This window comes from Methylocella sp. CPCC 101449, from assembly GCF_031921685.1.
Classification (GTDB): Bacteria; Pseudomonadota; Alphaproteobacteria; order Rhizobiales; family Beijerinckiaceae; genus Terripilifer.
Genome location: NZ_JAPDHU010000002.1, coordinates 1,843,323 through 1,860,934, shown reverse-complemented (window position 1 = coordinate 1,860,934; position 17,612 = coordinate 1,843,323). Strand labels below are relative to the sequence as shown.

25 protein-coding genes are annotated in these 17,612 nt (G+C 57.1%); 18 read left to right on the top strand and 7 right to left on the bottom strand.

Annotated features, from left to right (window positions below; all coding sequences use genetic code 11):
- The first annotated feature begins 192 nt into the window (after positions 1 to 192).
- Positions 193 to 879, top strand: coding sequence for a response regulator transcription factor (locus tag OIM99_RS19815; RefSeq protein ID WP_311852177.1), 687 nt, complete (start codon positions 193 to 195; stop codon positions 877 to 879).
- Positions 876 to 2,273 (top strand): HAMP domain-containing sensor histidine kinase, encoded by a 1,398-nt coding sequence (locus OIM99_RS19810; protein ID WP_311852176.1) that lies wholly within the window; start codon positions 876 to 878, stop codon positions 2,271 to 2,273. Before OIM99_RS19815 ends, OIM99_RS19810 begins: the two co-directional genes overlap by 4 nt.
- 17 nt (positions 2,274 to 2,290) lie before the next feature.
- Here the strand turns inward: OIM99_RS19810 and OIM99_RS19805 are convergent, their stop codons facing one another.
- From OIM99_RS19805 to OIM99_RS19795, 3 genes are all read right to left on the bottom strand, one after another.
- Positions 2,291 to 2,974 (bottom strand): DUF930 domain-containing protein, encoded by a 684-nt coding sequence (locus OIM99_RS19805; protein WP_311852175.1) that lies wholly within the window; start codon positions 2,972 to 2,974, stop codon positions 2,291 to 2,293.
- Positions 2,975 to 3,061: 87 nt separating this feature from the next.
- Entirely contained in the window at positions 3,062 to 3,454 is a 393-nt protein-coding gene (locus OIM99_RS19800; protein WP_311852174.1) for a SecDF P1 head subdomain-containing protein, read from the bottom strand.
- Positions 3,455 to 3,499: 45 nt separating this feature from the next.
- Positions 3,500 to 3,877 carry a DoxX family protein gene (locus OIM99_RS19795; RefSeq protein WP_311852173.1) on the bottom strand — a complete coding sequence of 126 codons (378 nt, stop codon included), beginning with the start codon at positions 3,875 to 3,877 and terminating at the stop codon, positions 3,500 to 3,502.
- A 433-nt stretch (positions 3,878 to 4,310) separates the two neighbouring features.
- On the opposite strand from OIM99_RS19795, the gene OIM99_RS19790 reads away from it, so the two are divergent.
- A complete protein-coding gene (locus tag OIM99_RS19790; protein WP_311852172.1) occupies positions 4,311 to 5,510 on the top strand; it encodes a multidrug effflux MFS transporter in 1,200 nt (399 codons plus the stop codon).
- 5 nt (positions 5,511 to 5,515) lie between these two features.
- Here OIM99_RS19790 and OIM99_RS19785 read toward each other — a convergent pair whose 3' ends face one another.
- Complete coding sequence (locus OIM99_RS19785; protein ID WP_311852171.1) at positions 5,516 to 6,076, bottom strand: hypothetical protein; 561 nt, start codon at positions 6,074 to 6,076, stop codon at positions 5,516 to 5,518.
- Between the two features lie 158 nt (positions 6,077 to 6,234).
- On the opposite strand from OIM99_RS19785, the gene OIM99_RS19780 reads away from it, so the two are divergent.
- On the top strand, positions 6,235 to 6,570 hold the full coding sequence (locus OIM99_RS19780; RefSeq protein ID WP_311852170.1) for an antibiotic biosynthesis monooxygenase family protein: 336 nt from the start codon (positions 6,235 to 6,237) through the stop codon (positions 6,568 to 6,570).
- 10 nt (positions 6,571 to 6,580) lie between these two features.
- On the opposite strand, the gene OIM99_RS19775 is transcribed toward OIM99_RS19780, so the two are convergent.
- Complete coding sequence (locus OIM99_RS19775) at positions 6,581 to 7,318, bottom strand: helix-turn-helix domain-containing protein (protein WP_311852169.1); 738 nt, start codon at positions 7,316 to 7,318, stop codon at positions 6,581 to 6,583.
- 182 nt (positions 7,319 to 7,500) lie between these two features.
- Here OIM99_RS19775 and OIM99_RS19770 point away from each other — a divergent pair, with 182 nt between their 5' ends.
- From OIM99_RS19770 to OIM99_RS19760, 4 genes are all read left to right on the top strand, one after another.
- Positions 7,501 to 7,785, top strand: coding sequence for a hypothetical protein (locus tag OIM99_RS19770; RefSeq protein WP_311852168.1), 285 nt, complete (start codon positions 7,501 to 7,503; stop codon positions 7,783 to 7,785).
- Positions 7,782 to 8,291: a GcrA family cell cycle regulator gene (locus OIM99_RS27875; protein ID WP_409371528.1), complete on the top strand. Its 510-nt coding sequence runs from the start codon at positions 7,782 to 7,784 to the stop codon at positions 8,289 to 8,291. The genes OIM99_RS19770 and OIM99_RS27875 overlap by 4 nt, the downstream gene beginning before the upstream one ends.
- 82 nt (positions 8,292 to 8,373) lie before the next feature.
- Positions 8,374 to 8,937: a hypothetical protein gene (locus OIM99_RS19765; RefSeq protein WP_311852167.1), complete on the top strand. Its 564-nt coding sequence runs from the start codon at positions 8,374 to 8,376 to the stop codon at positions 8,935 to 8,937.
- A gap of 9 nt (positions 8,938 to 8,946) precedes the next feature.
- A complete protein-coding gene (locus OIM99_RS19760) occupies positions 8,947 to 9,480 on the top strand; it encodes a hypothetical protein (RefSeq protein ID WP_311852166.1) in 534 nt (177 codons plus the stop codon).
- 536 nt (positions 9,481 to 10,016) lie between these two features.
- Here OIM99_RS19760 and OIM99_RS19755 read toward each other — a convergent pair.
- Positions 10,017 to 10,514, bottom strand: a complete 498-nt coding sequence (locus tag OIM99_RS19755; protein WP_311852165.1) for a DUF1772 domain-containing protein — start codon at positions 10,512 to 10,514, stop codon at positions 10,017 to 10,019.
- A 711-nt stretch (positions 10,515 to 11,225) separates the two neighbouring features.
- Here OIM99_RS19755 and OIM99_RS19750 point away from each other — a divergent pair.
- The 3 genes from OIM99_RS19750 to OIM99_RS19740 all read left to right on the top strand — a co-directional run bounded on the left by OIM99_RS19750 (position 11,226) and on the right by OIM99_RS19740 (position 13,031).
- Positions 11,226 to 11,573 (top strand): hypothetical protein, encoded by a 348-nt coding sequence (locus OIM99_RS19750; protein ID WP_311852164.1) that lies wholly within the window; start codon positions 11,226 to 11,228, stop codon positions 11,571 to 11,573.
- Entirely contained in the window at positions 11,563 to 11,934 is a 372-nt protein-coding gene (locus OIM99_RS19745) for a hypothetical protein (RefSeq protein WP_311852163.1), read from the top strand. Before OIM99_RS19750 ends, OIM99_RS19745 begins: the two co-directional genes overlap by 11 nt.
- Before the next feature lie 227 nt (positions 11,935 to 12,161).
- Complete coding sequence (locus tag OIM99_RS19740) at positions 12,162 to 13,031, top strand: major capsid family protein (RefSeq protein WP_311852162.1); 870 nt, start codon at positions 12,162 to 12,164, stop codon at positions 13,029 to 13,031.
- Between the two features lie 221 nt (positions 13,032 to 13,252).
- On the opposite strand, the gene OIM99_RS19735 is transcribed toward OIM99_RS19740, so the two are convergent.
- Positions 13,253 to 13,594, bottom strand: a complete 342-nt coding sequence (locus tag OIM99_RS19735) for a DUF4870 domain-containing protein (RefSeq protein WP_311852161.1) — start codon at positions 13,592 to 13,594, stop codon at positions 13,253 to 13,255.
- Positions 13,595 to 13,704: 110 nt separating this feature from the next.
- Between OIM99_RS19735 and OIM99_RS19730 the strand changes: the two genes are divergently transcribed.
- From OIM99_RS19730 to OIM99_RS19700, 7 genes are all read left to right on the top strand, one after another.
- Complete coding sequence (locus OIM99_RS19730; RefSeq protein ID WP_311852160.1) at positions 13,705 to 14,130, top strand: DUF4054 domain-containing protein; 426 nt, start codon at positions 13,705 to 13,707, stop codon at positions 14,128 to 14,130.
- Positions 14,127 to 14,537, top strand: coding sequence for a hypothetical protein (locus OIM99_RS19725; protein WP_311852159.1), 411 nt, complete (start codon positions 14,127 to 14,129; stop codon positions 14,535 to 14,537). The genes OIM99_RS19730 and OIM99_RS19725 overlap by 4 nt, the downstream gene beginning before the upstream one ends.
- Entirely contained in the window at positions 14,534 to 14,920 is a 387-nt protein-coding gene (locus OIM99_RS19720; RefSeq protein ID WP_311852158.1) for a hypothetical protein, read from the top strand. Before OIM99_RS19725 ends, OIM99_RS19720 begins: the two co-directional genes overlap by 4 nt.
- A 355-nt stretch (positions 14,921 to 15,275) precedes the next feature.
- Positions 15,276 to 15,824: a hypothetical protein gene (locus OIM99_RS19715; RefSeq protein ID WP_311852157.1), complete on the top strand. Its 549-nt coding sequence runs from the start codon at positions 15,276 to 15,278 to the stop codon at positions 15,822 to 15,824.
- A gap of 167 nt (positions 15,825 to 15,991) precedes the next feature.
- Entirely contained in the window at positions 15,992 to 16,510 is a 519-nt protein-coding gene (locus OIM99_RS19710) for a phage baseplate protein (RefSeq protein ID WP_311852156.1), read from the top strand.
- 70 nt (positions 16,511 to 16,580) lie between these two features.
- The gene (locus tag OIM99_RS19705) at positions 16,581 to 17,069 is read left to right on the top strand and encodes a hypothetical protein (RefSeq protein ID WP_311852155.1); all 489 of its coding nucleotides are present in this window, start codon (positions 16,581 to 16,583) and stop codon (positions 17,067 to 17,069) included.
- A gap of 56 nt (positions 17,070 to 17,125) precedes the next feature.
- The gene (locus OIM99_RS19700; RefSeq protein ID WP_311852154.1) at positions 17,126 to 17,428 is read left to right on the top strand and encodes a phage baseplate plug protein; all 303 of its coding nucleotides are present in this window, start codon (positions 17,126 to 17,128) and stop codon (positions 17,426 to 17,428) included.
- Positions 17,429 to 17,612 lie beyond the last annotated feature (184 nt).

The window sequence follows — 17,612 nt, the reverse complement described above, 5'->3', positions numbered from 1 at the left end:
ATGAACCGATAAACTGATAGCGTTTCAAATGGCGGCTCTTGGGTTGCGTGAGCATGTCATGAAGTGGCTCTTACATATTGATTTTGAAAGATATTTACTCGAGTATTGCAATGTTGACGCAATGTTCGCGCAATGCAGCGGCATCAGATTGGCCGAATCTGATCTGGGTGGCTCAATGTAGGACCGTAATCGATGCGCGTGTTGCTGGTAGAGGATGAGCCAGAAATGGTGTCCGCATTGCGCGCGGCATTAACCCGCCATGACATGGTGGTTGATCATGCGCCTAATTTGATCGAGGCGGAGATGAGCCTGGCTGAGGGCGTTCACGACGTGGTTCTGCTCGATCGGCAACTACCCGACGGAGACGGTTTATCGCTGATCCCGACGTTGCGGGCAGGGGGAAACCGAGTGCCGGTTTTGGTGCTCACGGCACGCGGCGATCTGGTGGATCGGGTTGCGGGTTTGGATAGCGGCGCAGACGATTATCTTGGTAAGCCTTTCGCGTTCGAAGAACTGTTGGCGCGTTTGCGGGCGCTGCTACGGCGGCCGGCCCATTTGCAATCGGATATTGTGCGTGCCGGCCGTCTGGCGTTTGATTTCGTCCATCGCGAAGCTAGTGTCGATGGCCATCCGCTTGATATGCCCCGTCGTGAACTTCTAGTCCTCGAAGCTCTCATGCGCCGCACGGGACGTATGGTGGTCCGCAATTTCCTGATGGAAGCGGTGTTCGGGCTTGACGATGAAATTCAGTCGAACGCGTTGGACACGCACGTTTCCCGTTTGCGACGGAAGCTTGCCGACGCCGGTGCGGGAGTTACCATCAATGGAATTCGGGGGGTCGGCTATCTCTTGCGTGAAACGCCGATAGAAATAGCATGACATTTGCCTGGCGCAGTCCGCGCTCTCTCAAATGGCGTCTGGTCGTTCGTCTGGTTGTTTTTCAAACGATCATGCTAACCGCGATTGTCATCCTTGCCGTCGGTGCTGTCTGGACCACGGTGCGGATCATCGATGGCTATGAGGATGGCTCCCTGGATGTATTGCGAGATGCATTGGTGCGTGACGCAGGCGGTGGCCTAGCCCTACGTTCGACTTCGGACCTCGAGCTACTGCGAACTGAGGCAAAGGGTCTATGGTTTCTGATCCGCGATGAAACGGGCAACAGGCTCGCAGAAGGCGATGTGCCGTCGGAATTCTTTCCATTGGCTCAGGAGCTCGATCATATCGCACAGGCGCGATTGACCTGGAAGCCAGGCAATTCTGGCCGACCGGACGGCCTCGTCAAATGGACTGAGAGCGCGGCCGGCAAGGTTCAGATTATGACAGGAACGCAGGGCCGCATGTCCTTGAGCCGTCTTATCGCCGGCGTTTCCATCAGTTCGCTATATATTGGCTTGCCAGTGCTCGCTCTTATGACCCTGGCGACCGTCTTGGCGACACCTTTCGTGGTGCGCAAGGCGATGGCGGGCCTCAATCTTGTAGCCGCGCAAGCGGAACGTGTTGATATCGATCAGCGTGGCGTGCAGTTATCTGTCGATCAAATCCCAAGCGAAATCGAACCGCTGGTGAAGGCTGTCAACGACGCTCTGGGAAGGCTTGATAAGGGTTATGAACGGCACCAACGCTTTCTCGCTGACGCGGCACATGAGCTACGGACGCCTATCGCCATTCTCAGCACGCGCATTGCATCGCTTCCGTCCGGCCCACAAAAGGCACAACTCTTGGAGGATGCGACACGTCTGTCGGTTCTGACAGGTCAGCTGTTGGATTTGCAGCGATTGGGTCAGAAGGCGGATGATTTCGTTCGGCTTGATCTTACAGCCATGGCGCAGCGGGTGGTTGTCGACTTGGCGCCGCTGGCCTTTGCCGCCGGCTATGAGATAGATTTTCGGGCCCATGAAAGTGTGATCCATATTTGGGGAGATCAGACGGCGTTGGAGCGGGCTTTGACTAATTTGGTGCAGAACGCCATTCAGCATGGCGGTCGGCGTGGAACGATCACAGTGCGCGTCGGGAAAGCTCTTTCAGGGGCATCTGAAGTCGAGGTTTGCGACGAAGGCGAAGGCATCCCGCCCGGAGAAGCCGAGCGGATTTTTGAGCCTTTTCATCGTCTACGTCACGATGGCAAGGGCGCTGGTCTGGGGCTCAATCTGGTGCGGGAAATCGTGCATCTGCATGGGGGCCATGTTTCGGCAGCGAATGCTCCAAACGGAGGGGCCTGCCTGAACGTCGTTCTCCCGTCCGCATTAGAGCAGAGGGTCTTGACCAATTAACGCAGTCCGTGACGCTGTCAGTCGAGATGCTTGCCATCTGCCGGCAGGTCATGTCGCTCCCATTCGCTCTGAGGAATGATATCGCCGACACGGAAAGCGAAAGCCAGAACCTTCATGTGGTCAGGTGTCACATCGCACGTGAATTTCGTATTGTACCACTGGTGCTTACTGTGGAAGGCTGCCCCGTCCGCGACGAGAGTGTTACCCTCAACCTTCGTGTCAGCCATCGCATAAGCTACGAGACTGTCGGGCTGATAGGTCTTTTGCCAAGCCTCGATCTGCGCCATGGCCTCAAGCGAGCAGATTTGTACCATCCGTTCTTCAGTTTCCAATTTTGGAAGCGTGGCGCGTGCTTTGCGACTGCGGGGATCGGCGAGAATATGATCGGAAAGCATGTGGCTTGGTCGTATCATCGCTGCGGCATCTGATGGGGCGTCATGTCTCGTCACGTTTTCTTGAGTCGGTTGTTGTGGCGGAGCGCTTGTTGCGGGAGACGATATTTCCGCGTGTGGATTTGTGCCCAGAAGGAGCGCCGACGTCTGAGGTGGGGACGGCATCGTCAGAATTTCGACGTCGATGCTATGATCGATGTTGGGCTGCAATTGCCGAATTGTGGAAAAGAAGATGAGAGTCAATCCGGCTGCCGCGTGCAGCGAGAGGGAAGCCAACCCGCTCCAGAGGATTCGCCGATCCTGCGTCATCTCCCGCACCGGCACCTCCTTAGGCCCAGTCCGCAGTGACTCACCTGAGCAAAACGGCGGTTTTGCGACAGAGCGAGGTTGGCTCGACTAGTCCTTTTTTAAATCGACTGCGATTTTCGACTGGCCGGCAGCGATGCGCTGCGCCCAGTCCTGTAGCTGTTTCATGCTGGAGTCGCCGCTGATCTGCAGTTTGCCTGCGAGGATGGGTTCCCGAACGACGGGGCTGATGACGGGGATGCCGTCAATGTTGACGGTGATCTGTTTGCCGACAAGATCCTTCGTCCACACGCCAAAGGCTGTCCGGCTATCTGGGGTCAGTTCAAGATTGAGCACCGGTAGCCCGGTTCCAGGATCGATGGTCGCTTGCGCTTTCGTGACTGACAGAGACAGGGGATCGGCGAAAACTGAGACCGTTGCGGTCCCGATCCATGCGCCGATGGCGATGGCGAAGCGAAGACGCGTTTTTCTATTGCGGTACATCAGAAGTCCCGTACGGTTTCGGAAAGAGATCGTCTAGCGAGGTGTCTACGGAAGGCCTAGCGTGCGGTCCTTGGCGAGCGACCAGGCGCCGGCGCCGACGGCGGCGAGAACGAAGAAACCGCCCGCCATCACCAGATGGTCGAAGAAGGCGGTTCTGTTTCCGAAGTGGACGAGATAGTCCGTCGCCAGACACCAGAGCGCCAGCAGAATGCTCGCGGAACGCAGGGCAAAACCTCCGACAACCGCCAGGCCGCCAATGACTTCACAGAAGCCGACGAGATAGGCGAGGGCCAATGGCGATGGCAGCCCCATTTTGGCGAGATTGCCGGAAAAGGCGGCGGCACCGGTCAATTTGAGCGCGCCCCAAATGATGAAGGGTACGCCCAGCAGCAGGCGCCCGAGCAGCAATCCGGCATTGTTCATCGATGGTCTCCGCTGGGTTCACGCTTACGTCGCGCTGTGCGTTGGATGGAAGGCACTTATGGTCAATTCAAGTCGGAGGCAGTTGCTCGCAATCAAGTCACCGTGAAGGGAGCTCCGTCGCTGCTGCCGGAAATAGTCAGTTGAACCGGATAGGTCGTTGGGTCCGCCGCTGGATCCGGAAAGGACAACTGCCGACCTGGTTCGTTCGTTCCAGAGGTGGCGGGCTGTTCGAGCATTGCGAATTTTGCATGCAGGGGCAGATCAGAACCATCTTGTGCAGTGCAAAATTCGGACAATATTAGTTGCTATCGAGAATCGGCGCTCGTTGCGCGCCGACACCACACATCGCCGTTTTGCCTAACCTGTCCCGTCTCGTGGGTATGCGAGGCGAGGGCTGCCTTTGTCGCTTTCAATCGGACCCTTGGGACCATCCATGCGCACTCATTTTGCTCGCAACGCCCTGACTCTGGGTCTCCTTTCGGCCATTGGTCCATTTGCGATCGATATGTATCTGCCTGCCTTGCCGACGCTGGGGGCTGATCTGAACGCGAGCACCTTTGGCGTGCAGATGACGCTGATGGCCTATTTCGTGGGTTTCGGCTTCACCCAGATCATTTACGGTCCGGTGTCGGACATGGTCGGCCGCAAGCCACCGCTCTACTTCGGTCTTGCCGTGTTTGCGGTGGCCACATTGGGGGCGGCACTGGCGACCTCGATCGAATGGCTGATCGTTTTCCGCGTTGTTCAAGGCATTGGTGCTGCTGCCGCGATGGTGATTCCGCGGGCCGTTATCCGCGATTTGCATACGGGGGTGGCGGCGGCGCGGCTGATGTCGCTTGTCATGTTGGTCTTCAGTGTGTCGCCTATTCTTGCGCCTCTGGCCGGCAGCGCTTTGATCGTGCCATTTGGCTGGCGGGCCGTTTTCTATGCGGTGGCGGTTACAGCGGTGATCGGCCTCGCTCTCGTTGCCTTTTCCTTGCCCGAGACACGGCCGCCGAGTGAACGGGTTAAAGGTGGCATTGGTCCAGTGTTGTCGAGCTATGGATCGTTGCTGTGGGATTGGCACTTCATGAGCCTGACGATTATCGGTGCGCTGGGCATTTCCAGCTTCATGGTTTTTCTGGCGACATCGTCTTTCATTTATATCGATCACTTCGGCCTGACGCCGATGCTCTACAGCCTGACATTCTCGCTTAATGCCATAGGTTTCATCGGCGCCTCTCAATTCAGCGCTTTGCTAGGCCAGCGTTTCGGCATGGGACGTGTCATTCTTGGTGCTGTCAGTGCGTTTGCCGCGATGGCGATGGTGCATCTTCTGCTCGTTCTAACGGGCATCGACAATGTGGTGGTGCTCATCGTCATGCTGTTTTTGACCTTCGCCTTTCTTGGTTTGGTCATTCCGGCCAGCATGGTGATGTCGCTCGATCCTCATGGTCCGATTGCAGGCATGGCATCAGCTCTTGCTGGCACCTTGCAGATGGTCATTGCGGCACTCGTGATCGTGTGCGTCAGCCTGTTCTTCAACGGTACCGCATTGGCCATGGTGGCGGCGATCGCACTGTGTGCGCTGGGCACTCTCGCGCTTGCGTGGATGAGCCTTGCTCCCAAGGCGGTGGCCGCACCGGCGGAATGACCACATTATGGCCTGAGCTGGTCGTTGATTGTCTCAGGCCGCTTGGATTTTTGGGCTATTTCATAGTCCGTCGTTTGAATAAATGGCCAGACGGTGAAATCTCCCGCGGCCTCGAGCGTCCTTTGCGCGCGATCGTTACGTGCATGAATGCGCCAATCAAGCCATAGAAGAAGGATGACGACTGGGACGGCCGCCATCCAGCCGAACTTAAAAAATGCGATCAAGGCGGCGAGAATGCCAACGGTGATGACGAAGCAGCCGAGGCCACCCGCGCCAATGAAGTCGTGAGGTGGCCACTGGTAAGGTAGATCGTTGTCGGCGAAGAGCGCAAAACGGCTAAATGCCTCGTGGCCCTCCGGTTTCAACGCGTGGCGCCATGTCAGCGTATGTTCGTAGCGGTCATCGTAAAACTGCCGGATCATGCCCTTCAGAGCGGATAGCGCCGGGTCCTCGGATCCATTCGGCCATTGATCTTCGAATTGGTCGTTGCTGATTTCGCCGTCACGGAAGCGACGGATGAGATTGGCGGCTAGGTCGCGTGCTGGGCGATCAATCGGGACGGTCATCGCCCATCGGTATAGCTTTCAGGATTGATCTTGTCGCGCTCATGCGGGGGACCGAGGCGGCAAAGCCGCGGCGTGGATATTGTCATTATAAACTATATAGTTTACTTTTGTTCTCGTCGGGTTGGAGGGGGCTGCCCGCTGAGAGAATGGAGGGGGTAATGCCGGTCACGTTGCTTAACGTGTTCATCGTTCCTGAACACAAGGAAGAAGAGTTCCTGCAACATTGGCGCAGGACCACGGAGACCTTTCGCAAGAAAAAGGGCTTTATCGAAACGCACCTGCATCGCAATACAGGCGTCGGCAATCAGACATTTCAGTTCATCAATATTGCGAAATGGGACAGCGCGGAAGCCTGGCGCTCCACGCACGATGATTACAAGCCAACCGAATATACGATTGAAGGCGTGCGCGGGCATCCCGCCATATTCGAATCCATCGTCAATGTTCACTACGATGGTGACGAGCCTCAGCCGAAGATGGATTGGTCCTGGTAGCCGATGCCTGCTAGCGTCGCTTCAAGGAGGCACCCGTTGCCTTCTTGATCAGGCGGATTTTCTCGCGCGGGGAAAGCCGTTGCCAATGGCCGGCACGGACGACGAGATGGACACGTGAGACCCATTCGAGTTTGACGCCGCGGATAGGCGGAGCATTGTAACTTTCAAGGTCGAACGTGCCTTTCTTCTGCCCTTGCAGGATGCGCTTGAGATAGCGCTTGCCGTCGGACGTACGTACCGCGGCTTCCCAACCGACGATCTCGGTCATGCTCGAGGGTTCGCCCCAGCAGATCACCACGTCGCCCGCATCATAGCGCGGAAACATGCTGTCCCCCTCGACCTGGAGCGCAACGGCTCCTTCGGGCACAGGCACCAAGACATCAATATCGTAAAGCCCGTCCGGTATCTGCTCATAGTCTGGCATGATTTCGGCGCCTGCACCGACAAGGCCGGCGACCCGCACGACGGTTTTGGATGGGGGCGTGGGATCGTGACGCGTTTCCGCATCATCCCACGACAGCTCGTCGAGGGAGACCCCCAAAAATTCCGCGAGTTTCATCACCTTAGGATATTCGGGAGTGGTTTCCCCTTTCTCCCATTGCGAAACCGCTTGCACTGAAACAGCCAGCGCTTCGGCAACATCCTTCTGAACAAGGCCTCGATCCTTGCGCAGGCGTCTCAAATGAGCGGAAAAATGACTCGCATTCATAGTCGCGATTGTAAAGCGTAACTTGAAAAAGAAAAGCAAGTTATTCTTGACTTTCGAATCAAGTTCAGCTTGAATGTGGTTATGGACGGATAGCGACGCGAATCTTCCTCGACAAGGCCCGACCTTCAGCGGCGGTCCGCCCGACGACCACCTAACAAGCAACGACAACAGCGACGCGCAAGCGGCGCGCGGACCGGCTTTGCCCGGTGAGTGGAGGCAGCATGTTTACCCACGATCTGCGCTATGAAGACGCCTATCACGACCCAGATCGGGCCCGAGCAGGCGATGGCGATCTTGTCACCGTCAGTGGCTGGGGCTGCGGCGAAGATATTCGCCCCGGCGATTATCTTCTGATCGCCAACGATGGTCCTGGCCTACGTTACAAAGTGATGCGGATGACAAGCCGCTTTGCCCGAGGCTTGTTCTTTTGGACTGCGGCTTGCGCGCCGGCGGGCGTCCCCCAAGCTAGTTCTGCAGGTACCTCTCCGCGCCGGGTGACTCCATGAGTGCGCCGATCAGCGCCCGCTGGAGGGCCGAGGACGATGCTGTTCTGTGTTCGCTTTGGGCAGAGCATGTACCGACGGCAGATATCGCATTACGGCTCGGTTGCAGCCGCAATGCGGTGATCGGTCGAGCCAATCGGCTCGCTCTTCCAGCGCGCCGGGCTTTGAACAGGATCAGCGCGGCGCCGGGACCGAACGAGAACGTTCAGACGCGACCACGCATCCCTATCGTCATCGTCAAGCCACGTCGCGTGGACGACGTTGTTGTTGCCCCGCCCGTGACTGAGGCAAAAGCGGCGACAACACGCTGGGCCGATATGACGCCAGGCCAATGTCGCAACATTATTGGCGAAGAGGAAGACGTCTTCGATCGTCTTGTTTGCGGCAATGTGGCGGAGCAGGGCTCTTCCTATTGTCCAGCATGCCGATCACGCATGTGGTGTACACCCGACCAGGTATTGGCACGTCTCAAGCGGACATCGGCATATCGACGTGGAGGTGCCGCGTGAGTGAGCACTTCGATCGGCCCCCGTACAAAGTTCCATTCAAACGTACGTCTTTCTCTGTGCAGCCGGTGATGCGAGACGGACGATGGATGATGGTCCGCGTCGAGAAGAGGGCCATTCCATGCGAAGCAAAACAGGAGGCCGAACCTCTCGTCCCGATATCAATATCCGCGCGACGATCCCACGGGCCTCTCGCGAAGGACGTGATGCATTTATTGCGCACGCGACCGCGCGCACTTTGGAGCAACAAAAGATGATGAGCAGTGGGATGGATCAGCAAACATCGCAGCCGGATATGGCGCCAGGCGGCATTGTGGATGGCCTCATGTCTCGGCGCTGGCCTGCGCGACGTATCGCCTGGGCGAGCTTTCTTTGTGGGCAAGGTGTTTCTTACGAGGCGATCGCCGCGGATCCTTGGATTCAATCTTCAGCCGCGTCGGTGCGCCGTCAACTGAATCGGCTCGGTGTGCGTATTCGAGATGTTGCCAATGGGGACATTCGCTTCAATGCCTCCAGATCGGCGCTTGGTACATTTGACGTGGCCGCTGCTCGTCGAGGGATAACCCATACTGAATTGATCCGTCGCACAGTCGAGATCCTTGGCCGCGATGGCGCTTTGCTCGAAAATGTGCTCGACGATCAGAATTGAGGAGACGATATGCGTGCCTATTCTAAGGTCGAACCGGAAAGTCTTCGCATTAACAGTCTTGAGCGTCCATATCTCGCGCAGAATGAGCCAATTCCGGAATTGTGGACACCTGACCATTTATCGCGGCGGCTCGTCGAAGCGTTTACTGTTCTACGCCGTTTGCCTCGGGTGAAAGGGCCGCGTACACCGGGCAATCATGGTCCAGCCTATATGCACGATTGGGCTGACCGCTTGGCTCAAGTGGAAGACCCCGAAATTTTGAAAGAACATCAGGCGGAGCAGAATCGTGATCGCTCTCAGCCCTCTGCGCTGGACATCCAGCGCATGGATATGTGCAATGAATTCCTGCGCAGTTTTCGCGATCAGGATGAACTTGGCGCTTTGGTTCTCGCTCGCTGGGCCTTGGCGAGCGCTTTCGGTCAGTCTGTTGCTAGAAAATCCAAAGAGATGGGAATGGCGAAAAGCTCTTTCTATGCCCGCCGGGAGAGCGGATTGAAGGCCTGCGCCGCCATGTTGAACCGGCGTGGGATCAGTGTGTTTTAAGGAGGCGCCTCCGGAGGGTGGGCTTTGTCTGCTGGTGAGTTTAGCGGTAGATTAGACCAGCTATTTCGCCTCAGCTTAAGCGCACCCTCGAAACCTATGAAAAGCCCGCCGATACCCGCTGAAGTCGCAGCCGTTTTTCGAAATTATTCGACACCGATCAAAACGTGTTTGATCGAGGTTCGGCAATTGATTTTTTCCGTGGCGGCCTCGACGGAAGGAGTTGGTCCCCTTTCCGAAACCCTGAAATGGGGTGAGCCAGCTTATCTCACGGAGATATCAAAGAGCGGTAGTACGATACGCCTCGGTTGCGTTTCAGGGCAGCCTGACCTGTGTGCCATCTACTTCAATTGCCAGACCACCTTGTTGGATAGTTTTCGGGCGCAATTTGCCGATGAGCTAATTCTGGCCAGCGATCGAGCGATCATTTTGGATCCGGGTCGGGCTCTGCCGCGTATCCCGCTCCAAATATGCCTGTCGATGGCGTTGACTTACCATCGGGCCAAGCAGCTTGCGAGCAAGAAGCGAGTGAACGTCCGTTAGCGCCAGAAGTCTCCCACATCCTCGTTAGGTGCCGGCGCGTCGCTTCGACTTATAGCGATAACACTAAGAACCGAGGCCAGGAGTGCAATGGCGACACGAAGCCAATGCAAATTGAGCCACGTATCGAGCAGGGTCGGGACCTGATCTGGTGTTATGGTACGGGCCAAGAGCTGGCTATTGACAGGAAGATGCCAGGCGAAGGTGACGATGAAGATGGCGACCAAGCAGGCGTAAATCGCAAGCCACAATCCCCGACGCCATGGATCGTTCCAGTCATACCAGAGCGAACCTGCGAGGCCGATGAAACTAACGATGACAAAAAGCGGGATCGTGCGTCCGACCAAGGGAGCATTGGCGGAAAACCATTCGAGAAAGGTTGTTGGCGGCATGCTTTGCCAATAGGCGCCAAAGGAAAAGCCGATATGGGCCATGATGCCCGTGAACATGCATATGCCACCAACGGCCAGGACATTGAAGACAAGACGCGCGGACACGGGATTCTCCTGCTGCGATCGCGCTGTTGCCGATGGCCATAATGAGAGCCAGGAAAGTGCAGGAAGCTGGGTTAACCGTCAATGGGCAGCCTTATCGGAACACGAATATATTCGCGCCTACGAAAGCGACCCGGACTATGAGGAGGGTGGCCTCTGGGGAGCTGCTGTCGGCAGCCTGGCTGGAAAGCGGAGCCGATTGGTTAGCTCAGTTCTACATGGCCGATAAAGCGCTAAACCGCTGTGTCGTCGGTCATGCTGGCGTTCTTTGTGTTGGCCTTTTGGAGCAATAGGAGCCGCAGGCCAACAGTCGTGGCGTTGACGATGGACCGGGTTGGAATGCTATACGTGCGTGGGTGAGAGGCGAGCTGCGTCTGCATGAACGAGGCCGGCGACGATTTTCGAGCCCACCTTCATTTCGCATCCGATATCCGGCAATAGCCCAACGCAATTGGTCTGCTGGGCCGTTTGCAATCTAGCTGCCATGCCATCGGTTCAACAGCCTCAATGCGACCATCATGGTCTGCATTGATTGCTGATAGCAGCCCAGAGACAGCTCCGATCGCTCAGTTTTTAGAATACGATAGTGGTGGAAGTGCCTGCGCCATAAGGGGATCATACCCGGTACCGCAAGTTTCATCGGAGCAATGTGGCACGACGAGCCTTTGCTAAAACATTGACGATGGACCGGGATGGAGTGCTATACGTGCGTGAGTGAGAGGCGAACTGCGCTTTCTGCTCGGCACGGCTGAAATTCAATCAGAGGTGCCTATGAAAGAGGAATGTGCTTCTTGTCGGTTCTGGCGTCGTTTCCGTGAGAACGATGCCGATGGTTCGTGCCGACGCCGTAGCCCACAGCCATCTTCACTCGTTGCTGAACATATTGCTGATATGTTGGGGCATATTTCTGTAGCGCAATATGCGGCTGCCGGTACGAACACGGATGAGCTGGACGATTACTATCCAGCTCCCAGCGAGAGCAGCTATCAGGCCCAGTGGCCTAGCGTCCATCAATCCGATTGGTGTGGCGATTTTGAAATCGCTCCGCTCAATGCCGCGTAAAAGCGCTCCCATCGCATCTGCGCCGTCGCAAAGCCGAGCGCCACTTGACCTGGAGATTAAAAATCTCAGCCCGCTTGATGTCATGTTACGGGCCATGCGCGAACAGGCTGCCGGTGGCAACTGGGATGCCGCAGCATCGCTTGCCAAGGATGTTGCACCTTATGTGCACCCCAAGTTGGCATCGCTGCGGCCCTCAGAAGCCGGTGACGAGCCGATCCAAACTCTGGATTTGAGCCATGCGACGGAGGAACAGCTCGCGGCGCTCGAGCAGCTCTTTGGGTCGCTCGTCCAGGGCTCTGAAGATGGCGTTACCCTCCTCGACGGTTTTGATGACCGCGGTGAAAGCGGAGAGGGCGCGTAGACTAACCGAGAAGCAGCGGAATGGTTGGCAGACAGAGATAGATATTTGTCGAACCAATATTCTGCATTGGTTCGATCATTGGATTTGGACCTACGATCCTCGATTAATTGGGAGTCGTGACGGCGCCTATGTGCGCCTAAAACTCTGGCCAAAGCAACGCGAAATTGTTGTCTGGATGCTAGCGCGCATCCAGATGGGAGAGGAAGGCCTTGTTGAGAAGAGCCGCGATGTCGGTGCGACTTATCTATATCCAGTATCCGGCCTTGATCCCCGTCGACATCTCCGCGCCTGAGTGGATCAATTCCGTCACTTATTTCTCCATGGACGGTGTGGGCAAGGCGGATTGGTTTTCCGGCAAGGCGCAGGATGTCGCGCATGTGGAACTGACGCGCGAGAAGTTCGAGACGACGGTAGCCATGGCCGCCATCGGCTACCGCTATGACCTCGACGAACTGGGCAAGGCGCAACTGCTGGGCATGAATCTCTCAGCCGACAAGGCAAATCTCGCTCGCCGTGTCGCGGAGGAGAAGATCGAACAGGTGGCTTTCGCTGGCGATACGGCTAAGGGGTTCACTGGCCTCGTCAATGCTACGACGCCGACGGCAACCACCCCGCCGGCCGATGGTACGGGGTCGGCGACGACATTCGCGTCCAAGGATCCTGATAAGATTCTGCGCGATATCAATGCCCAGCTTACTGGCATTGCCAGTGGTACGCTGGGCCGGGACATGGCTGATACGCTGCTTCTGCCCTATACGGTGCTGCTCGATCTTTCGACGCGCCGGCTTGACACGGTGAGTCCGACGACCATTCTCGATTGGATCGAGCGCAACAATATTTATACGCGCTCGACCGGTCAGCCGCTCACGGTGCGTGGCATGTTCAGCTTTCTCGATACGGCCGGGGCCGGCAGCACCAAGCGTATGGTCGCTTATCGCCGCTCGCCGGAAGTGGTAAAGCTGCACATGCCGATGCCCTTCCGCTTCCTGCCGGCTTGGCAGGCGGGGCCGATGCTGTTCGAGGTGCCGGGCATTTTCCGCCTGGGCGGCGTCGATATTCGCCGGCCGAAATCTGTGCGCTATCTCGACGGCATTTGAGGGCGTGCCATGCTTGTGACGAACCTGCAGAATGGCCCGCGCGGGTTTTACGCGCGGGATGAGTTGGTGTTGCTGGAGCCGGGCGAACGGCGAGAAGTCGCGCTGTCGGCGGTGGAGCTCAAGGTTGCCAAGGCGACAGGCTGGTTTCAGTTTGAGACTCAGACATTGGGTGCCGTGACGAACGATAACCGTCTGCAGGGTCGCAGAGGTAGCCCCAGTTCTTAGTAGGGTTTGCCGTCGGCGGCGCGTACCAGTCCGCGGATGACGCGATACAAGTGCCAAAGCGCCAGCAAAAACAAGATGACATAGCCAATCAAAGCGAGTGCGGTGATGACGCCGACGACGGCAACACCAAGGCTGATCCAAAATGTGTTGATTGCGGACCGCATGTGCGATTCAAACGGTGTGCCCGCCAAATCGCCGCGCTTCATATAGGCGATGACCAGTCCAACCAGATAGGTCAGAAAAAACGTCACATAAGAGGCGAGATACAGGCCCCAGACGATCAAAGCCCATGTTCTCGGCTTGACCGACGCGTCGGCCACTTCAGTGCTATCCGTCACCTTAACCCCCCAACAAGAAATTTCGTCCCCTTTCCACTCAAGCACAGGTGGCGAGGGCGTGACAATGCGAAACGCGGTCTTCCGGGTGGTATTATCGCAGGAGTCCCTTCATGCCGTTGCCCACTGTGACCGCCGTCGATCTGGCGGTGCGTTATCCGGCTTTTGCTAGCGTCGACTTGGGTCTGGTTACGCTGGTGCTGGATGAAGCTCGTTCGGCTGTCGACGATCGTTGGATTGTCGCTGATCAGAAGTCGGCACTGTTGGCCTATGCGGCGCATCGGTTGGCGCTGGAAGGGCATGATGGCGGCCTGGGAGAGAGCGGTCATACCGTTCCCATCGGCGATGAGACGATGAACGTCTCGGGGCCGGTGGAGATGGTTGAAGTTGGCGACACCAAGGTGAAATTCGCCGACGGGAATGGCACCGCGATTCTGGGATCCGCAGCCGCCGCCGGCAGCGGCTTCGAAGCCACTGTCTATGGCCGATACTACCTCGAGCTGCTGCGTCGCTCGCAGCCGGCGGTGCTGGTCGCATGATTTCGATCACCACCAAAATCCAGCGCCGTGGCGATGCCGACAAGGTGCTGAAGCGGCTGCGAGCGGCGCTGGAAGGGTCTTCGACTGTCAAGGTCGGCCTCATCGATGCACCGCCCGCAGTGATGGCGGCGGCGCAACGCCTGCATGAGGGCAGGGGCGCAGACAATCCGCCACGGCCTTTTATCAGCAAGGCGATGTTCGACGGCCGACCGGCTCTGAAAGCGCGTCTGCAACAACAAGGCAGGTCCATCCTGGCGGGTGATACAACGCTGGCCGATGCTCTCCCCAAGCTGGGCGAGGCGGCGCAGCAGATGATCCAGGATCGTATCGCTGCCGAGAAAGTGGCCGATGCTCCGGCCATCGCCGCGGCCATGACCTGGCAGATCGAGCCGGAGGACAAATCATGAGCGCCACCGCTCTATCGGCCCTGGCGCTGCGCTTCTACGCCCGGCCGGTGACGCGCGAGCGTATCGACGGCTCCTGGCAAGGGGGACGCTGGACCGAGGGTATTCCGCTGCGCGAGCCGATCCGGGTCGTCCTGCAAAGCACCAACGACAAAGACCTGTCGCAACTGCCGGAAGGCGAGCGCGCCGAAATCTACCGCGTCATCTGGAGCGAGGCCGAGTTGCGCACCAGCGACGACGGTAGTGCCCGCGCCGCCGACATCGTGATTACCGAACAGGGTGATCGCTACCGCATCATTCAGAGCCTGCCGCGCCACGAGGGCGGCTTCACCCGCGCCATCGGAGAAAAGATCGATGACCGAGGACGACGTATCGGCGGCCGTTGAGAACTATCTGATCGTCAGAGGATGAGGCACTGGCAGAACGTGTCAATCAGGCTGCAACACAGTTGTATCAAAAGCTGGCTCTGTTTGCGGTTACGGTTCCATCAGTGTCTCAGGTAGCTACGGCTGTCGACAATAGGAACCGCATGGTGGTTGGATGGATCAAAGGATCGAACAGCGTCACTGCCTGATGTGTTTAAGTCGCTGTAACTGATGGTTCGTCGGAACAAGATTGTCGATGGACTAATAATTAGACGCCGAAGTTGCCGGCCATCCATTTAGCCAGAAACCACTAGGTAAAAAAGCTCTTTCTATTCAATTAAGTTCGCGTTATGTTCTCATAGATGGGAGGGCTGACATGAGAACATTAGTGGCGCTGGTGATTGGAGCATTAGTCACGTGCTGGATTGGTCTGGCCGAAGCGCGAGATGATTTTGGCCTGACCGTCGATCAGGCGAAAAGGATCGTCAAGGAACTGACTGACGATGAGCTGAGATCGCGGGGTTGCAAGCCGGGGCTTGCCCATCCTGGACAGGACTGCGAGTTCGCGGGGCGTGGCCCAGGCAAGTACTTAATTGCCTGGGAATTTGAGGTATCCCCCGAGGGAAAAGTCGCGGGAGCGATGATACAATTTTTCCATGATCAAGGGATGGATCTGGGAAAGCCCGAGGACGACAGATTTCCATTGAAAGCCATTCTGGCATTGATCGGGGTGGCTGCGGGGGGAGATGATATATCCCCGCTTGCGAACTATGTCTTGGCTATATTCAATAATGAGGTGCTTCCACCTAAGCCTCCTGGCCTAATGATTTCCACTTTCTTCCTTGGCGATCGATTTCAGATTTCGGTTAAGACCCCCTACATCGGTAGCTCATCGCGTGGGTCGGGTGAGAGAAGTCGTCGTTAGGAAAGATTCGTTGGCCTTGTTGTGCACGCGATGCGCGGTAGGAATTTGGACAATACTTTCTCATGCTCAACCGCTTACTATGCTTCGGGTACTGAGATTCGAGCGTTTCGCATAGTTATTTTCTTCCCGCAGTCGGAACGCCCAAGTGGCCATCCAAGAGGTTCCCCATGCCTTGCGTCATCTTGCGTGACATTGGCGGCGTCGTGGTCGATGTCGTGCTGAAAGAGAGCATCGAGGCGGCCATGGAAGTGCCCACCCATCCGGTCGAGAGCGGCACCAAGATCGCCGATCATGCTTGGCGAACGCCGACTTCGGCGAGCCTGGAATGTGTCAGCCTCGACGTGATGGGCACCTATGAGGCTCTTTTCGCCGTGATGAAAGAAGCCGAGCCGTTTTCCATCGTCACCGGCTTCACTGTTCTCGACAATATGCTGATCGAAAAGCTGGTGCCCGAACGCGAGCCGGCTACGGGGCAGGTGCTCAAGTTCACCTGTTCCCTGAAGGAAGTGATCCGCGTTTCCTCGCAACGGACCCAGGCAAGCGGTGGCGGCAGCAAACGCAGCGGCACCCCAGGGCCTGGCAGCGATCCGCGCGGCCAGCGCCAGAACACTCGTGGCCAAGTGCAGGCGCTGGATATGACGGGTGTGTCACAGACGGCTGGTGGCTCGCAGTATATGACAGCGTAGTAAGGACCATAGCTGATTTACTTGGGGTGTTGGCTGACGGGATTTTATGCTTTTGCTGGGGAGCAAAACAATGCGTATCTCTGCTGCTTTTATTTTGATGCTCCTTTGTGTCGGAGTGGCTGAAGCTCAGGGGCCTTTGTCCAAGGACACGATGCAGGTGGTTGCGCAGGCCGTTACATTGATGTCGGACACAATTAAGGGCGACAGACGATCTGCAATTACATGTAGCGTTAAAAAATCTGTTGATGAGCAGGCTGAGTGTTTAAAGCAATGGGTGGCGCGCGCGCAGGGGCCATACAAGGCTGTGGTGGAGGCAATTGATACTTTCCGTTCGGCTATCGACGCTCCAAATATCAGCGCACAATTTCCAAATTTGCTTCCAGGCTATGATGGTCTCGCGAAATATTTCAAATCATCGTGGACTGATCTAAATTATTGTTCAAGGCAGGCGACGCCTGAGCGCCAAGCAGTCTGCCTTGCAAGTTGGATCGCACAAACGAAAGACGGTCACGAGCTCGTTCAGAAGATTGCTGGCGCGGTTTTAGCCGACTTGAAATAGACTTCGCAGTGCCTCCTCAAGAACAATAATCTGGATTTGTATTTCGCGGGGGAGCTATGGCTATTTACGAGATACCGATCATCGATGTTCCCTATCAGCGCCTGAAAACCTTTCTCAATGGCGTCGACGTGGCGCTGTCGTTGAACTGGAATGACTGGCTCGGCCGTTGGTCGCTCGATGTCGAGATCGACGATGAAACGCGCGTCGCCGGCTTGCGTCTGGTGCCGGGCACTGATCTGGTGGCCGGCTTCAATCTCGGCATTGGCCGGCTGGTGCTGGTCGACTGGGCGGGCCGGAGCGGCAATCCCGGCCGGGCGGATCTGCCCTCGGGCACCTTCCGTTTAATTTCGATGGTGTAGCGGCAGGCCGCGGGCGCTGAAAGGTCTTCAGTCATCCCCGACAGCCGCGTAGCGGCTGAGCGGGAATCTAGTGCGAGTGGTAGACTATTCGGCGGCTGACGCATGGTTATCATGCAGTGCTTTACCGCTCGCTCTGGATTTCCGCTCGCGCCTGTGGCGTGTCGGGAATGACACGGAGAGTTTT

Bases quoted from the DNA above. Each gene is read 5' to 3' on its own strand.
- OIM99_RS19815 (WP_311852177.1), top strand. From the start codon at position 193: ATGCGCGTGTTGCTGGTAGAGGATGAGCCAGAAATGGTGTCCGCATTG.
- OIM99_RS19810 (WP_311852176.1), top strand. From the start codon at position 876: ATGACATTTGCCTGGCGCAGTCCGCGCTCTCTCAAATGGCGTCTGGTC.
- OIM99_RS19805 (WP_311852175.1), bottom strand. From the start codon at position 2,974: ATGACGCAGGATCGGCGAATCCTCTGGAGCGGGTTGGCTTCCCTCTCG.
- OIM99_RS19800 (WP_311852174.1), bottom strand. From the start codon at position 3,454: ATGTACCGCAATAGAAAAACGCGTCTTCGCTTCGCCATCGCCATCGGC.
- OIM99_RS19795 (WP_311852173.1), bottom strand. From the start codon at position 3,877: ATGAACAATGCCGGATTGCTGCTCGGGCGCCTGCTGCTGGGCGTACCC.
- OIM99_RS19790 (WP_311852172.1), top strand. From the start codon at position 4,311: ATGCGCACTCATTTTGCTCGCAACGCCCTGACTCTGGGTCTCCTTTCG.
- OIM99_RS19785 (WP_311852171.1), bottom strand. From the start codon at position 6,076: ATGACCGTCCCGATTGATCGCCCAGCACGCGACCTAGCCGCCAATCTC.
- OIM99_RS19780 (WP_311852170.1), top strand. From the start codon at position 6,235: ATGCCGGTCACGTTGCTTAACGTGTTCATCGTTCCTGAACACAAGGAA.
- OIM99_RS19770 (WP_311852168.1), top strand. From the start codon at position 7,501: ATGTTTACCCACGATCTGCGCTATGAAGACGCCTATCACGACCCAGAT.
- OIM99_RS27875 (WP_409371528.1), top strand. From the start codon at position 7,782: ATGAGTGCGCCGATCAGCGCCCGCTGGAGGGCCGAGGACGATGCTGTT.
- OIM99_RS19765 (WP_311852167.1), top strand. From the start codon at position 8,374: ATGGATGATGGTCCGCGTCGAGAAGAGGGCCATTCCATGCGAAGCAAA.
- OIM99_RS19760 (WP_311852166.1), top strand. From the start codon at position 8,947: ATGCGTGCCTATTCTAAGGTCGAACCGGAAAGTCTTCGCATTAACAGT.
- OIM99_RS19745 (WP_311852163.1), top strand. From the start codon at position 11,563: ATGCCGCGTAAAAGCGCTCCCATCGCATCTGCGCCGTCGCAAAGCCGA.
- OIM99_RS19740 (WP_311852162.1), top strand. From the start codon at position 12,162: ATGTCGGTGCGACTTATCTATATCCAGTATCCGGCCTTGATCCCCGTC.
- OIM99_RS19730 (WP_311852160.1), top strand. From the start codon at position 13,705: ATGCCGTTGCCCACTGTGACCGCCGTCGATCTGGCGGTGCGTTATCCG.
- OIM99_RS19725 (WP_311852159.1), top strand. From the start codon at position 14,127: ATGATTTCGATCACCACCAAAATCCAGCGCCGTGGCGATGCCGACAAG.
- OIM99_RS19720 (WP_311852158.1), top strand. From the start codon at position 14,534: ATGAGCGCCACCGCTCTATCGGCCCTGGCGCTGCGCTTCTACGCCCGG.
- OIM99_RS19715 (WP_311852157.1), top strand. From the start codon at position 15,276: ATGAGAACATTAGTGGCGCTGGTGATTGGAGCATTAGTCACGTGCTGG.
- OIM99_RS19710 (WP_311852156.1), top strand. From the start codon at position 15,992: ATGCCTTGCGTCATCTTGCGTGACATTGGCGGCGTCGTGGTCGATGTC.
- OIM99_RS19705 (WP_311852155.1), top strand. From the start codon at position 16,581: ATGCGTATCTCTGCTGCTTTTATTTTGATGCTCCTTTGTGTCGGAGTG.
- OIM99_RS19700 (WP_311852154.1), top strand. From the start codon at position 17,126: ATGGCTATTTACGAGATACCGATCATCGATGTTCCCTATCAGCGCCTG.